This is a genomic window from Flavobacterium sp. EDS (genome assembly GCF_020991525.1).
GTDB lineage: Bacteria > Bacteroidota > Bacteroidia > Flavobacteriales > Flavobacteriaceae > Flavobacterium.
The window spans coordinates 31,043-46,659 of record NZ_JAJMOZ010000013.1 but is presented as its reverse complement, the minus strand read 5'-3'; the positions used below and the strand labels follow the sequence as shown (position 1 = coordinate 46,659).

Sequence of the window (15,617 nt, the reverse complement as noted above, 5' to 3'; positions counted from 1 at the left end):
ATTTAAAATGAAATCTGCAAAGGATTAAACTGTTTTTACAACATCATTCACTAATTCCATAACTGCTGTAAATTGTTCTTCCTTATTTAAGTAAGAATTATCAATTTCTATAGCATCATCGGCAATTATAAGTGGAGAGTCTTCGCGGTGTGAGTCTATGTAGTCTCTTTCTACCACATTTTTCAAAACCTCCTCGTATGATACATTATCTCCTTTTTCTTGTAGTTCATCAAAACGCCTTTGTGCGCGGGTTTCTGCGCTGGCAGTCATAAATATTTTAAGTTCGGCATCAGGAAAAACTACTGTTCCTATATCTCTGCCATCCATAACAATTCCTTTATTTTTTCCCATTTCTTGTTGTTGCTCTACCAATTTAGAACGTACCTGAGAAACTTCGGCAACTTTACTTACAAAACTAGAAACCTCAATAGTCCTGATTTCTTTCTCTACATTTTCGCCATTCAAAAACATTTCTCCAAAACCTAATTCGGCATTGTATTTAAAAACCAATTGAATTGAAGGTAAACTAGCAATAAGCTTTTCTTTATCAAAAGAAGTTGCGTTTATATACTCATTTTGCATTGCATAAAGCGCAACCGCTCTATACATAGCTCCTGTATCTACATATACATATTGTAATTCTTTTGCTAATTCTTTTGCCAAAGTACTCTTGCCAGTCGATGAAAATCCATCGATTGCTATTGTTATTTTTTTCAAAATAGTGTTTTATTATTTTTTATTATTTTATGTTTTTCTAGTAGTAAATATCCATAATGATATTTGATTTAGAAGTATCGATTATTCTTTCGATTCTATTAAAAAACTCTTCATTAACCATTGGACAACCCTGGCTATTTGAGATATAATAGTCCTGTTCTTCACACGGAACAGCCGAATAGTGATGTAAAACTATTGCTCTTTTTAACGCATTATTATTTGTTTGATCTAAACCTAATAGTTTATATGCTTTCCCGAAAATTCCTTTATATGCTTTTTCTACTGAGTACCTCCCTAGCGAAGTCGCTCTTGAATTAGGTACATTACTAAATTTCAAATCTCCCTTAATTCCAGTTTCCGAACCTGATCCGTGAGCCACGAGTCCCTCGTCTAAAATTCTATTATTCACCAAATCATAAACAAAAAAGCGGTTTTTACCTGACTTTATTTTCATATCTAACAGAAAAGCAATTTTAGTATTGTATTTAGGATTACTACTAATCATTGCTCTTAATTCTTTAACCTGCTCATTAAGCCTAACAACCTCATCATCATTAGCACTTTCTTGTTGAAAAGTATTTTGTGAATGGGTAAACAAACCCAAACAAAAAAATACAATTAAATAAAATATTTTCATAAACTTAATCTTGGAAATTAATCGTCAGTCCAAAAAGATTTGTATTTGCTCCCAAACTATATCTGGAGTAAGAATAATTAAACTTTAGTTTATTTAATTTTAATCCAAAACCTAGTGACATTCCCGAAAAATTACGTTGCTCTAAAATTCGCAATTCTTCACCTCTTCTAAAATTATAACCTACACGAAAATTAAATGCTCTTTTAGGAAAAAGCTCTACTCCCACAATTACGTGCCGTAATGCATTATTAAAAAAAGACACTTTTTCATCGGTAGTAGTACCGTCCATATTTGTCGTGCCTCGCTCAGGATTTGAGAAAGCAAGATTCCATTGTTGTAAATTCTCTAATGTAAGATGCCATCTAATAGGCACATTTTCTAGTTCCTGCGAAACTCCTGCCAATATCTCTAATGGCAATTTTTCATGAATTCCTGAATAGGTACTAAATTGAGTTCCTATATTCCGAATTACCAATGCCCAATTTATATCATTTTTCTCATCGATATAAAGCATTCCTAAATCTAGTGCTCCCCCAAAAGAGTGATAACTCTCTAAAGTCGAAGAAATTAATTTAGCATTTGCTCCAATATGTATATCTGTGTATGGAATATTGTAGGCATAACCAAAAGAAAGTGCTGCTTCGCTTCCTGTAAAATCCGAAGTTGCCTGTCCATTTTCGTCATATCCATCAAAACTTCCATAATTCACATAAGTAACCCCTGCCTGAAAAGTTTGCAAATGCTGATCGTATGTATAAGCATAAGAACCACTTCCGTAGGTTACCTCTCCATAATAACTCCCATAATTTAAAGCAAGACGATTACTCATATCCTGATTTAAAGTTGCCGGATTAAACAAAACCTGATTCACATCATCATCATAAATGGTGATTGTCTTACCTCCTAAAGCTGCTTGCCTTGGCGAAGGCATTAAATTTAAAAACTGATAAGTATATTTACCTCCTATTTGTCCGTAAGAAACGGTACAAAAAGTAAATAAATAAAAAAATCCCAGTTTTTTCAGCATACTTATATATCGCTTTTTTCTTTTACTAAAACGCAACTACGAAGATAAAATTATAATATGACAAATAACAAATTGTCGTTTTCAAAATTAAAATAAAAAATTCCAAATCCTAAAACTAAATACAATCAGTTTAAGAATTTGGAATTCTATAATTAATATTGATCAATATTGTAAATCAAAACAAGATTCATTATTTCAATTCTTTAGCATTTTTAACTTTCTGATCTGTTAAAGCCAGCGTTAGAACTTCTCCCATCTCTTTTACGTAATGAAAATTTAACCCTTCTAAGTATTCTGGCTTGATCTCATCAATATCACTTTTGTTTTCATGACATAAAATAATCTCCTTAATATTAGCTCTTTTAGCTGCTAGTATTTTTTCTTTAATTCCACCCACTGGTAATACTTTTCCACGCAAAGTAATTTCACCAGTCATTGCAATGTTTTTCTTTACTTTGGTTTGCGTCAATAAAGACACTAACGAAGTTAACATAGCAATACCTGCACTCGGACCATCTTTAGGGGTTGCCCCTTCTGGTACGTGAATATGGATATTATATTTCTGGAACAATTCTGGATTCAAACCTAATTTCTTAGCATTTGCTTTGATATATTCCAATGCAATTGTAGCAGATTCTTTCATTACAGTTCCTAAATTCCCTGTAATAGTCAAAGCTCCTTTTCCTTCTGATATTAATGATTCTATAAAAAGAATATCTCCACCAACACTTGTCCAGGCAAGTCCTGTAACTACACCTGCTACATCATTAGTTTCGTATTTATCACGTTCTAATCTTGGCACACCTAATATCTTAACAATATCTTCGTCGGTTACTTTTTTATTGTACTCTTCCTCCATTGCTACTGATTTGGCAGCATTACGAATTACTTGTGCAATTTTATTTTCAAGATTACGCACACCTGACTCTCTAGTGTATCCTTCAACAATTTTTTCTAATTGTTTTTTACCAATAGTTAAGTCTTTGGCAGTTAAACCGTGAGCTAAAAGTTGTTTTGGAAACAAGTGCTTACGTGCTATTTCAACTTTTTCTTCTATTGTATATCCAGACATTTTAATTACTTCCATTCTGTCTTTTAATGCTGGTTGAATAGCCGACATATTATTAGAAGTAGCAATAAACATTACTTTCGATAAGTCATATCCCATTTCTAGGAAGTTATCATAAAAAGCACTGTTTTGTTCCGGATCTAAAACCTCTAATAAAGCTGATGATGGATCACCACTATTACTATTTGATAGTTTATCGATTTCATCTAAGACAAATACTGGATTAGAAGTTCCTGCTTTTTTCAAGCTTTGAATTATTCTACCTGGCATTGCTCCAATATACGTTTTTCTGTGTCCACGAATCTCTGCTTCGTCACGTAAACCACCAAGTGAAATACGCACATATTCTCTACCCAGAGCTTCGGCAACAGATCTTCCTATCGAAGTTTTACCAACTCCCGGAGGTCCTGTCAAACATAGAATTGGTGATTTCATATCATTTCGCAATTTTAAAACTGCCAAATGCTCTATCATTCTTTTCTTCACTTCTTCTAAACCAAAATGATCTCTATCAAGAACTTTTTGAGCTTGTTTTAAATCAAAATTATCTTTAGAGAAGGTTCCCCAAGGCAATTCTAAAAACAACTCTAAGTAGTTTCTTTGAATACCAAAATCTGGTGATTGTGGATTCATTCTGCGCATTTTTGACAGTTCTTTCTCGAAATGTTTTTGCGTTTTTTCATCCCAAACTTTCTCTTTGGCTTTTTGGCTCATTTCGTCCATTTCTTCCTCCTGCGAAACGCCTCCCAATTCTTCTTGAATGGTTTTCATTTGCTGATGCAAGAAATATTCACGTTGTTGCTGATCTAAATCAAATCGAACTTTCGACTGAATGTCGTTTTTCAATTCTAATTTTTGCAACTCAACATTCATGTAACGCAATGTTTCAAGCGCACGATCTTTTAAGCCATTTATCGATAATAAATCTTGTTTCTCTTTTACCGACAAATTCATATTCGATGAAACAAAATTGATTAAAAACGATTGGCTTTCAATATTTTTAATTGCAAATGTTGCTTCCGAAGGAATACTAGGACTTTCTTTAATGATTTGAATTGCTAATTCTTTTATCGAATCTACAATAGCATTAAACTCCGTATCGTTTTTCTCTGGACGTGTTTCCTCAACATCTTTTACATTTGCAGTGATATAAGGCTCTTCTGAAATTACTTCAGCAATTTCGAAACGCTTTTTACCCTGCAAAATAACTGTGATATTTCCGTCAGGCATTTTTAGTACTCGAAGAATTCTCGCAACCGTTCCTACCTTATTGATATCATCTTTAGATGGATCTTCATCTTCTTCATTTATCTGAGAAACGACACCAATGATTTTATCTCCAGCATTTGCATCGTTTATAAGCTTTATAGATTTATCTCTACCGGCAGAAATCGGAATAACAACTCCTGGAAATAAAACAGTGTTGCGTAAAGGCAAAATTGGTAACGAAAAGGGCAACTCTTCGTTATTCATTTCTTCCTCATCTTCGGGAGTTAATAATGGTATTAAATCGGCTTCAGAATCAAATTCCTGAAGTGACAAATTGTCAATAGTAAGTATTTTATGATTTGACATAGTATAATATAAGTCGTTTTGTCATTAAAAAATAAATTCATATTACAAATTATGGGATAAGCCCGTTAGGTTTTAAGTAAAACCTCTACAAGCACCCTATTTATTTGCACAACAATAAAAATAGACAATCATTGTGCCAAAACAGATATAAACAAGAATTTTGATTTATAAACTAATCTTAATCATTGTCAGATTATGCAATTTTAAATTAATTTATAGTTCTGAAAAAATTGAAGATACTTTTTTGTTTTTATTTTCAGATATAATAATTATTTCAAACTATAAGTAAGCAACTCTGTAGTACTGTCTTTGGTTGCCATTTTTATAATACCTATATTTTTTGAAACCCAATAATCTACATACGATGTATAAGCTGAGGCTTCTCCTATTTCTACCACTACCTCAATAGTTTGCTGTACAACTCTAAATTTAATCACATCCTTATATTTTACTCCTTTAACTGCTAAGGAAATTCCTTTTTCAAGAATCGTACCTGTATAATCCACTGAAGTATCTACAGTTGGATTTTGTGATGAATTATATGTTGTTTTATAAGTAAAACGCCCAGTCCATGATTTATTTATATCTAAATAGTCTTTTAAGAAAAGAAACTCATATGGGGTTATTTCACCTTTAATGTCTCCTTGCTCAAAATGAAGTTTATCCATTTTAATATAATACTCTCCATTCTCTTTTCGTAAAGAATAAGAAGCTGTACTCATAATTCCTTCGCCTACCCCTACAAATTCATTAAATTTATAATAAGTCTGACCGTTTACACTTTCAGAAGAAATAATTTTCATGGCAGATTCATTTCCATTAAAACTCGATATCCATTGATTTCCTATAGCGGTTGGCCAATAATCTCCTGCAAGACTCTTACTATCAACATCCTCTACAGAATCGCTTTGACAAGAAGTAACAAGAAAAACTGAAATAAAGAACGGCAGAGTAAAAACATTTTTTAAATCTTTCATAAATAGTAATTCATTTATATCCAGCTTCAAAAATAACATGAAAAATTCTATTTTTAAACTATTTTTTAATCAACTTTTTCTTAATGTCATTTTTAACTTAAATCTTTGTAACCAATATCCAATAATCGTTACTAATATAACTATGAAGCACTTAAATGTTTTTTTTTTTGAAATAGAAATAATTAATGATTATATTTTTTAAATAAAAAAATCAAAAAGTGTAACAAACCAAAATAAACAAAGTCATTACTAAAAACCATTAGACGCTACTTGAATATAACTAACCAAAATATCGAAGAATTAATAACATTGTGCAAACAAAAGAATCAAAAAGCACAATTTGAAGTATACAACAGGTACTGTAAGGCTATGTATAATGTTGCCTATCGTATTGTAAAAGACGAACACTATGCTCAAGATGTTATGCAAGAAGGTTTTCTTAAAGCATTTACCAAAATTGATGACTATAAGCAGGAGGTCGCTTTTGGTGCTTGGCTCAAGAAAATCGTAGTAAATTATAGTATAGATTTTTACAAAAAGAATAATAAATTTCAAGTAGAAGATCTTAGCAAAACACTATACAAAATTGAAGAAAATGATAGTTTCTTTCTTGAAAATATAGATTTAGATTCCCTTAAAGTGAAACAAGTCATGGATGCTATTCTGGATTTAAAAGATAACTATCGGATGGTTTTAACCTTATTTTATATTGAAGGGTACGATCAAGAAGAAATAAGTGAAATACTTACTATTAGCTATGCCAATTGCCGGACCACATTGAACAGGGCTAAAAATAGTTTACGGAAAAAGTTAGAAGATAATGAAATTACCTCTAAGAAAAACCTTGTGTAAACAAACATTAACAAATACAAAGAAAGAGACACTAGAAATCTCCTCTAGAAAATAAAATTCAGATACATGAAAAAGGAAAATGACGAATTAGGCCAATTATTTGAAAAATTTGAAAACCAGTGGGATATTCAAGAAATGAAACCCCAGCATGAGGCAGATTTTTTAAGTAAGTTGAATAAAACAAAACCTAAAAAGAATTACACGATTACATATGCTATTGCTGCTTCAATAGTACTTATGTTAGGAGTTTCTGTTTTTTTTAATTTAAATGATAAGCCAAAAGAATTAAAATTTGCATCGCAAGAAACCAAAAGAACAGATTCTATTTTTAGCGTTTTAATTGCTGATGAACTTGAAAAACTTCATGATAAGAAATCTCCAGAAAATGAACAAATCATCGGGGATGCTCTTAAACAAATGAAAACAATGGATAATGATTATGCAAAAATCATTACCGAATTACAAAAAAACGGAGAAAACAAACAGATTATTTATGCTATGATTAGCAATTTACAAACCCGTATTTCATTCTTGCAAAATGTATTGACACGTATTGAAGAAAATGAAAAATTTAAAAACAGCACCCATGAAAAAACACTATAACATACTTATTTTATTTCTGATAATTCCTTTTTTAGGATTTGCAAACGACGATAGTTATTCGACAAAACAAAAAACTATTAAGAAAACCTATATCGTTAATTCTGATGCTGGTATAAACATAGACAATAAATACGGAAATATCTCTGTATCAACATGGGATGAAGATCAGATTGACCTTGAAGTGATCATAAAAGTTTCTGGTAGCAATGAAAAATGGGTAAACGAAAAATTAAACAACATTAATATCGACATTACAGCATTAAAATCAATGGTAACCGCTAGTACCAACATTGGAAAATCAACATACAAAAGCACAGGAAGTAGCAACAATTTTGAGATTAATTATACTCTAAAAATACCAAAAAATGGAACTGTAAAACTGAATAACAAATATGGTAATATTACAATGGGTGATTTAGCGTCAACTGCAAATATCTTTTGTAAATATGGCAAAATAAACCTTGGAAAACTAAACGGAAATACTAATACAGTCGAAATACAATATTGCCAAAACTCTACTATTAGTTATATCAAGAACGGAGATATCAAAGCTAAATATTCTGGATTAAAAATCAATGACGCTCCAAAGATAAACCTTGAGACTAGTTATACTGATGTTACTATTGGTGGCAGTCAAGTTATCAAATATAATAGTAGGTATGGAACATTTAAATTCCAGAAAATGGGCACAGTTACCGGTTCAGGAAACTATTTAACGGTTAATATTGGTGAAATTTTAAATACATTAAGTGTTGATCTTAATTACGGAAGTCTGTCTGTAGGTATCATAAACGAAAAAGCTAACAATATAAATGTTTCCTCTGGCTACTCAGACGTGTCATTAGGATATGATAGTAACTATGCATTTGATTTTGATATTTCAACAAGATATTCTGGCATAAAAACAGATTCTTCAATGCAAATTTCCAATAATGAAGAAAAAAGCAACTCCAAAAAAGTTAGTGGCTTTTATAAGAAAAAAAATCAGAACAAAGTAGTTCTTAGCTCAAACTATGGAAACATCACATTAGTTAAAAAACAATAACCATAAAATCAATCAAAAAATGAAAAAATCAATTCAATTACTCGTTTGTAGCGCATTCTTTTTAACAACAATAGCCCATGCACAATGGTCTAATGAGCGCATAAAAGGAAATGGAAAAGTTGTAACTAACACTCGATCAACTACTAATTATGATGAAATTAAAGTTATGGGATCTTTTGATGTCGATTTAGTTTCTGGAAAAGAAGGTGCAATTGTAGTAAAAGCCGAAGAAAATTTACATCCTTATATTAAAATTGAAGTTGATGGCAATGTACTAAAAGTGTACACTGAAAAAAATAAAAACATTAATGCAAGCATTGGTAAAAAAATTCAGATTACCATTCCTTTCGAGAAAATATCTAATGTTTCCCTTTCTGGTTCAGGCGATGTAACTTCTAAGAATACTATAAAATCTGATGTTTTCTCTGCATCACTATCTGGTTCTGGCGACTTAAATCTAGACGTTGATTTAGATACTTTTAATCTTGTTATAAGTGGTTCTGGAGATGCTGTTGTAAAAGGAAATACAGGAAATTTCAAAAGCAAATTATCAGGCTCTGGTGATATTGATGCCTCTTCATTAAAAGCTAAAAATGTAGACTTTACTATATCTGGGTCTGGTGATAGTAAAATCTTTTGTAGTGAAAACCTAAAAGCAAGGGTATCTGGTTCTGGAGACATAAAATACAAAGGTGACCCTAAAACAAAAGACACCAAAGTAAGTGGATCAGGAAGTATTTCAAAAGCTTAAACATAAAACTAGTAGGAAAGCAATAATTATTAAAATATAGTATTGCTTTTTTATTAAACATCACTTTTTATCCACAACGCTGCTAAAAATTTCGTACCCATAAAATAAAGAGCTAGTAATCGTTTTCTCCAAAAACATTCAAACTAGATTCATTAAGCAAATTAGCCAAGAAATGCTAAAAAGGAATTTTGAATAACTATTTTTTACTTCGCCATGCATAAAAAAATTATGGCGAAGTAATTTTTAAGTAATGATTTATTTATCTAAAGTTACTGTTTTAGGTATTCTTCTCAATAAGAATATTGCTACTATAAAAAATAGCCCTAAAATTACAATTGCTGCACGCGGACTTCCTGTCATTTGATCAATAATACCATACACACACATTCCGATTACAATACCTATTTTTTCAGCAACATCATAAAAACTAAAAAATGAAGTTGTATCTTCTGTTACTGGCAATAATTTTGAATAAGTAGAACGTGATAAAGCTTGAATTCCCCCCATAACAAGTCCTGCCACCGTTGCCATTGCGTAAAAATGTATTGGCAAAGTAACAAAGTAGGCTCCAACGCAACAAAGTATTGCCCAAACAATATTAATAACAATTAAAGTCGGGATATTACCAAATTTAGCCGATGCTCTTGAAGTTATAACTGCCCCAATAACCGCTACTAATTGTATTAATAAAATACAAATAATTAAGCCAATTGTCCCCTCTTCTTTCGTTGGCCATTGCACTTCCTGCGCTCCAAAATAAGTAGCTACAAGCATTACTGTCTGCACAGCCATACTCGAAACAAAAAAACCTCCTAAATAGCGTTTTAATGGAATATTCACACTCAATAAAGCCCAAACCTTCTTTAGTTCTTTAAATCCATTAAATAGTATCTGTTTAGATAATTTCTGACTAGTTTCTCTGCTTCCCTTTGGTAAATAGTAATACGTATATTGGCTGAATAATATCCACCAAACTCCTACCATTAAAAATGAATAGCGCATTGCTTTCATTGCTGCTTCACCATCTGTACCTGTGATTCCAAAAAGCTTTGGCTTCATAATCATAGCCAAATTGATTACCAACAAAATTACACTTCCAATATATCCTAAAGAATATCCTTTAGCGCTAATTTTATCTTGCTGTTCTACAAAAGCAATATCTGGCAAATAGGAATTATAAAAAACTAAACTTCCCCAATAACCCAATAGTCCTAAAAAATAAAATGCCAATCCAACATATATATTTTCCAGATTAAACCAATATAATCCCATACAAGACAAGGCTCCTAAATAACAGAAAAACTTCATGAAAGATTTTTTATTTCCCACATAATCTGCAATTCCTGATAATAAAGGCGAAATAAAAGAAACAACTAAAAAAGCCATTGCAGTCACAAAACTTATCAAAGCCGAATTTTTAAGATCCATTCCAAAAACATGAATATAATGTTCCCCTTCAGAAAATAAAGCTTCGTAAAATATTGGAAATACTGCCGATGCAATAGTAAGAGTATAAACTGAATTTGCCCAATCATAAAATGCCCATGCATTTAGCAGTTTCTTATCCCCTTTTGGTAAGTTTTTCATAGAAATAGTATCGTTAATAGGCTACGAATTTATCTAAATTTTATTATAATCGAATAAATTTTTAAGAAATCAATATATTAAGAAATCATCAATCAACTTAATCAACTGAACAATAGCCTCCTAAAAAACAAAGCTATCTTAAGAAAGATAGCTTGATTGAAAATTAATGATTTTAGAAATCAAAAAATATATTCTCGTTATTTGATTATACCTACTTTAAGCGCCGTTGCTTTTGCTTGAGGAATTAATGTACTTAAATTAGCAACTCTGGTTGCATCAGACGGGTGTGTACTCAAAAACTCTGGTGTTTTCCCAGATGATTGAGCTGCCATTCTTTTCCAAAAAGCAATAGATTCATCTGGATTGTATCCTGCAATTGCCATAAGAGTTAATCCAATTTTATCAGCTTCACTTTCGTTATTTCTGCTAAATGGCAACATCACTCCTACTTGCGATCCTATTCCATAATATTTCTGCCACATTTGTTGTGTCTCTGCACTTTGATTGCCTGTTACTGCAGCAACACCAACAGCACCTAACTGTTGCAACTGGGCCGCACTCATACGTTGTGCTCCGTGATTTGCCAATGCATGTGAAACTTCGTGCCCTAAAACGGTTGCTAAACCTGCATCGTCTTTGGTTACTGGTAGAATTCCTGAATAAACAACAATTTTACCTCCTGGCATACACCAAGCATTTACTTCTTTATTATCAACTAGTTTATATTCCCAGCGGTAATCTTTAAGATATTGTGATTGACCTAAATAGGCTAAATATTTTTCGGCTGCCGCCTTTATTTTCATACCAACATTTTCAACTCTTTTGGCATCGGCAGTACCTGTAATGACTTTATTTTCTTTAAGAAAGGTATTGTACTGCTGAAACGAAGATGGAAACAGCTCGCTATTAGAAACAAAATTAAGACTCTTTTTTCCTGTAACAGGATTAACTGCACATGAATACACCGTAGCTATAGTGAAAATTCCCAATAATAATTTATTTCTCATGACTTTTAGATTTAATAACAAACAAAAATACAATTATTCTAAATTCATTTTTTATACAATTCGTTTAAAAAATATCATAATTAAAATTATTCGCTATAGTTACTGTCTTAACTAGCTAAGTAGAATTCGAAAAAATGGCATTCCCTACACAAAAGTATAGCATCCATACGTATCGAGATAGAACAGATATTCAAAGATTAATCGAGATTTTTTTTTCGCATTGCCTTATTGATTTGTTTTAAGCGGAACGTCTTTTTCAGCCTTTGTAAACTATGTCTCTATGTGTGAAAATAATTCCCCCAAACAGATTGTCTAAATAAACTCCAACTTACCAATACATTTTATTAATTGTCTTACTTTTATATTTTTAAATCCAACTATTCTAAAAGCGCTATAAAACTTATTATAATGTCAAAAAAAACATCTAATCCCACAGAATCACTAAAAATTCCTCGATTTATAATAACTACAGGTAAATTCCTTTCTTTTATTTCGCCTAAACTAGCCACTTCATATGCTACAAAACTTTTTATAACTCCAATAAAGCATAAGGTTCCTAAAAGAGAATTGGAAATGGACCGCAAAAGCATCCAGAATACTATAAAAGTACCCGCAATAAATAGCGAAATTGTTGTCTATAAATATGGAAAAAGCGACAAGAGAGTACTTTTAGTTCACGGTTGGTCTGGTCGAGGCACACAATTATTTAAGATTGCCGACGAGCTCCTTAAACATGGTTACCAAACTATTAGTTTTGATGCGCCTGCTCATGGAAAATCTCCTGGTAAAACCACACATATGGTCGACTTTATTGCTTCAATTTTAGAAATTGAAAAACAATACGGCCCATTTGAAGCCGCCGTTGGACATTCATTAGGAGGCATGTCTGTTTTAAATGCTATAAAACAAGGGTTAAATGTGAATCGTGCAGTTATTATTGGCAGTGGCGACATCGTTCAGGACATTATTGATGATTTTGTCGCTAAACTAGAATTAAAACCAGATATCAGTACTCGCCTACGAAACTATTTTGAAAATAAATACAACATAAAAATGAATGATTTTTCAGCATATGTAGCAGCGGCATCTGTAAATATTCCTGTTTTGGTTATTCATGATAAAGATGATCCAGAAGTTGCTGTAAAAGCTGGAATTCATATAAATGAACATTTAAAAAACAGCACATTGCTATTAACGGAGGGATTAGGACATCGTAAAATTTTAGGCAATTCGAATGTTATTAATAAAACAGTACAATTTATTGAACATAAGTAACTAATTTTGTTAGTCTTACTTTTTGACAAAAAAATAAAAAACAATGAAATATCCAATCGAAAAAACAGAACAGGAATGGAGAGAGCAACTTGGCAATGACCGTTACCATGTACTCCGCCAAAAAGGAACCGAACGCCCACATACTGGAGAATATAACCTTCATTTTGAAAATGGAGTTTATTGTTGTGGAGCTTGTAATGAGCCATTGTTTGAGAGTAATTCGAAATTTGATGCACACTGCGGATGGCCTTCATTTGACGAATCGATACCTGGTAAAGTCGAATATATTTCGGATGTAAGCCACGGAATGAAACGTACTGAAATTTTATGTGCAAATTGCGGAAGTCACTTAGGACATGTATTCGATGACGGTCCAACCAAAACTGGACAACGCTATTGTGTAAACTCTTTATCGATAGATTTTAAAGACAAATAGTCATGGATTTATTTGGCGAAACTCCAGATTGGAAAGTAATTCTAGAACCTATTCTAACAAAATACAAAGGCAGAAAACACCCTTTAGACTATCAGAATACCTATCAATTACTTGTAATGGTAGTATTATCAGCTCAAGATTCTGATGCTAACATCAATTCAATTGCTCCTACTTTCTTTGCAAAATATCCAAACATGGAAAGCCTTGCTAAAACAAATACAGAAGAACTATTTTCTTATATTAGTAAAGTTAGAAACTACAGAACTAAGGCCGAATGGTTAATAGAAATTGCCAATACTGTTCAAAAGGATGAAAATATCCCCATGACAATGAAAGATTTGGTAGCATTAAAAGGTATTGGTCGAAAATCTGCTAATGTGATTCTAAAAGAGTCAAATAAGCCTGCTGAAGGAATTATTGCAGATTTACATGTTATTCGTGTAGCACCAAGAATTGGACTAACAAAAGAATCTAAAGACGGTAATAAAGTAGAAAAAGAATTGATGCAACTTTTACCAAAAGACATTTGGGGAGAGATAGGAATGGCTATTTCATTTTTAGGAAGAGAGACCTGTCGTCCAAAGCCAAAATGCAACGAATGTCTAATTAACCCGCATTGCAATTATTACCTTAGCCTAGAATAATTACTTTTTATAAATAACAAAGAAGATGCACTGCAGTACAGCTCTACAGTACGCCACTATAAAGCATAAAAAAACCGAGATGTATATCTCGGTTTTTTTATGCTTAGCAAAATGATCTTACATTTTTGCTTTCAATGCTTTGTATTCAGCAGTCATTTCAAGTGCGCTGTAAACATTTAAAAGTGTTTTAGAAACATCCTCGTTTTTAGGATCTAACTCAACTGCTTTTTTAAGGTATGGAATTGTGCTTTTGAAAAGGTTGTTTCTCTTAACTTTCAATTCATCATAACGCTTCATGTCTTTAGCTGAATTCCCAAGCTTATTCATTTCGTCAATTATAGCTTTTTCGTTCTCTAATTTTAATGCTGCTAGGTTAATATATGCATTAATATAATCAGGTTTGATTTCGATTACTTTAGTATAATATTTTTCAGCATCTGCAGAATTTTTAGCATTTCCGCTTAATACTCCTAAGTTAAAAAGCAAATCAGCATCGTTTGGATTGTTTTTCAAAACCTCACCGATTAGTTTTTTATAAGTATCATAATCTTTAGTTTCCAAATATAAATTTGCCTCTGTTAAAATCAAAGATTTATCTTCTGGATTAGCTGTTCTAGCTTCAGCGACAGCTTTTTTAGCTTCTTCAATTTTACCATTTTGAACTAAGATAAGAGAGATATTTTTAAAAATCTCACCTCTTTTAGAAGGAGAAACTTCTGTTTTTGGATTCTCATGAGTTCCAATCTTAACAGCTAGATCTCTTTCATTTGCAGTAGCAAAAGCATTATCTTCTCCAGTAGCTTTATTTGTAGCCAAGTACGTTGTACCTTTTCCTGAATAGTTTAATCTTTTCAACTCTTCATAAAGTGGTAAAGCTGCAGTATAATCTCCAGCATTTACATAAGTTGAAGCTGCATAATACAAGTTAACTGTATCTTTTTTGTCTAATAAATAAGCATCATAGATTTTCTTTGCTCCATCTGCATGTTTATTTACTTTAGAATCAGCGATAGCACCATTAATCAATCTTCCTTTGATATCAGTAATTGAAGCAGCTGCTTGAGTTGAATATTTAGTTTTCCCTGATTGTTTCTCAGTTTCAATTAATTTCTTGTATGATTCTGCAGCAAGCAAAAGGTTTTTTCCTTCATCTACTCCTTTTTTAGCTTCTTCTAAGTAAGCATTTCCTTTTACAAAATAATATTGAGCTTGCTCAGTATCTTTTGCATTTGTAATCAGGTAATCTGCTGCGTCTAGAATAGAGATAGCCGATTTAGTATCTCCGCTTTTCAATGCTTTTTCAGCACTCTTAATTTGATCTTTTTGAGCAAAAGTAGCTACTGATATCAATAAAGCTGACGCTAGTATTACATATTTACTTTTCATAGTGTTCAATTTTATATATTTAAATTTGT

General features: G+C 31.8%; 15 protein-coding genes. 7 read left to right on the top strand and 8 right to left on the bottom strand.

The window, feature by feature from the left end:
* Positions 1 to 24: 24 nt before the first annotated feature.
* The 5 genes from cmk to LPB87_RS16610 form a co-directional block, all read right to left on the bottom strand.
* A complete protein-coding gene (gene cmk, locus LPB87_RS16630) occupies positions 25 to 717 on the bottom strand; it encodes a (d)CMP kinase (RefSeq protein WP_129537928.1) in 693 nt (230 codons plus the stop codon).
* Positions 718 to 754: 37 nt separating this feature from the next.
* Positions 755 to 1,354 (bottom strand): murein L,D-transpeptidase catalytic domain-containing protein, encoded by a 600-nt coding sequence (locus LPB87_RS16625; RefSeq protein WP_129537927.1) that lies wholly within the window; start codon positions 1,352 to 1,354, stop codon positions 755 to 757.
* A 4-nt stretch (positions 1,355 to 1,358) separates the two neighbouring features.
* Positions 1,359 to 2,381, bottom strand: coding sequence for a type IX secretion system protein PorQ (gene porQ / locus LPB87_RS16620; RefSeq protein ID WP_129537926.1), 1,023 nt, complete (start codon positions 2,379 to 2,381; stop codon positions 1,359 to 1,361).
* A 190-nt stretch (positions 2,382 to 2,571) separates the two neighbouring features.
* Entirely contained in the window at positions 2,572 to 5,025 is a 2,454-nt protein-coding gene (gene lon / locus LPB87_RS16615) for an endopeptidase La (RefSeq protein ID WP_230728618.1), read from the bottom strand.
* A gap of 269 nt (positions 5,026 to 5,294) precedes the next feature.
* Positions 5,295 to 6,002, bottom strand: a complete 708-nt coding sequence (locus LPB87_RS16610) for a hypothetical protein (protein ID WP_230728617.1) — start codon at positions 6,000 to 6,002, stop codon at positions 5,295 to 5,297.
* 270 nt (positions 6,003 to 6,272) lie between these two features.
* Here LPB87_RS16610 and LPB87_RS16605 point away from each other — a divergent pair, with 270 nt between their 5' ends.
* From LPB87_RS16605 to LPB87_RS16590, 4 genes are all read left to right on the top strand, one after another.
* Entirely contained in the window at positions 6,273 to 6,854 is a 582-nt protein-coding gene (locus LPB87_RS16605; protein ID WP_230728616.1) for an RNA polymerase sigma factor, read from the top strand.
* A 66-nt stretch (positions 6,855 to 6,920) separates the two neighbouring features.
* On the top strand, positions 6,921 to 7,457 hold the full coding sequence (locus LPB87_RS16600) for an anti-sigma factor (protein WP_230728615.1): 537 nt from the start codon (positions 6,921 to 6,923) through the stop codon (positions 7,455 to 7,457).
* Complete coding sequence (locus tag LPB87_RS16595; RefSeq protein WP_230728614.1) at positions 7,441 to 8,502, top strand: hypothetical protein; 1,062 nt, start codon at positions 7,441 to 7,443, stop codon at positions 8,500 to 8,502. Before LPB87_RS16600 ends, LPB87_RS16595 begins: the two co-directional genes overlap by 17 nt.
* Positions 8,503 to 8,521: 19 nt before the next feature.
* Positions 8,522 to 9,253, top strand: a complete 732-nt coding sequence (locus LPB87_RS16590; protein ID WP_230728613.1) for a head GIN domain-containing protein — start codon at positions 8,522 to 8,524, stop codon at positions 9,251 to 9,253.
* Between the two features lie 255 nt (positions 9,254 to 9,508).
* On the opposite strand, the gene LPB87_RS16585 is transcribed toward LPB87_RS16590, so the two are convergent.
* Entirely contained in the window at positions 9,509 to 10,840 is a 1,332-nt protein-coding gene (locus LPB87_RS16585; RefSeq protein WP_230728612.1) for an MFS transporter, read from the bottom strand.
* A gap of 197 nt (positions 10,841 to 11,037) precedes the next feature.
* Entirely contained in the window at positions 11,038 to 11,847 is an 810-nt protein-coding gene (locus LPB87_RS16580; RefSeq protein WP_129537919.1) for a M48 family metallopeptidase, read from the bottom strand.
* 408 nt (positions 11,848 to 12,255) lie between these two features.
* On the opposite strand from LPB87_RS16580, the gene LPB87_RS16575 reads away from it, so the two are divergent.
* From LPB87_RS16575 to nth, 3 genes are read left to right on the top strand one after another with little or no spacing between them, the layout of a single operon-like run.
* On the top strand, positions 12,256 to 13,122 hold the full coding sequence (locus LPB87_RS16575; RefSeq protein WP_230728611.1) for an alpha/beta hydrolase: 867 nt from the start codon (positions 12,256 to 12,258) through the stop codon (positions 13,120 to 13,122).
* A gap of 43 nt (positions 13,123 to 13,165) precedes the next feature.
* A complete protein-coding gene (msrB, locus tag LPB87_RS16570; RefSeq protein WP_129537917.1) occupies positions 13,166 to 13,558 on the top strand; it encodes a peptide-methionine (R)-S-oxide reductase MsrB in 393 nt (130 codons plus the stop codon).
* Positions 13,559 to 13,560: 2 nt separating this feature from the next.
* Complete coding sequence (gene nth, locus LPB87_RS16565; RefSeq protein WP_129537916.1) at positions 13,561 to 14,202, top strand: endonuclease III; 642 nt, start codon at positions 13,561 to 13,563, stop codon at positions 14,200 to 14,202.
* A 117-nt stretch (positions 14,203 to 14,319) separates the two neighbouring features.
* Here the strand turns inward: nth and LPB87_RS16560 are convergent, their stop codons facing one another.
* Entirely contained in the window at positions 14,320 to 15,588 is a 1,269-nt protein-coding gene (locus LPB87_RS16560) for a tetratricopeptide repeat protein (protein ID WP_230728610.1), read from the bottom strand.
* Between the last annotated feature and the right edge of the window lie 29 nt (positions 15,589 to 15,617).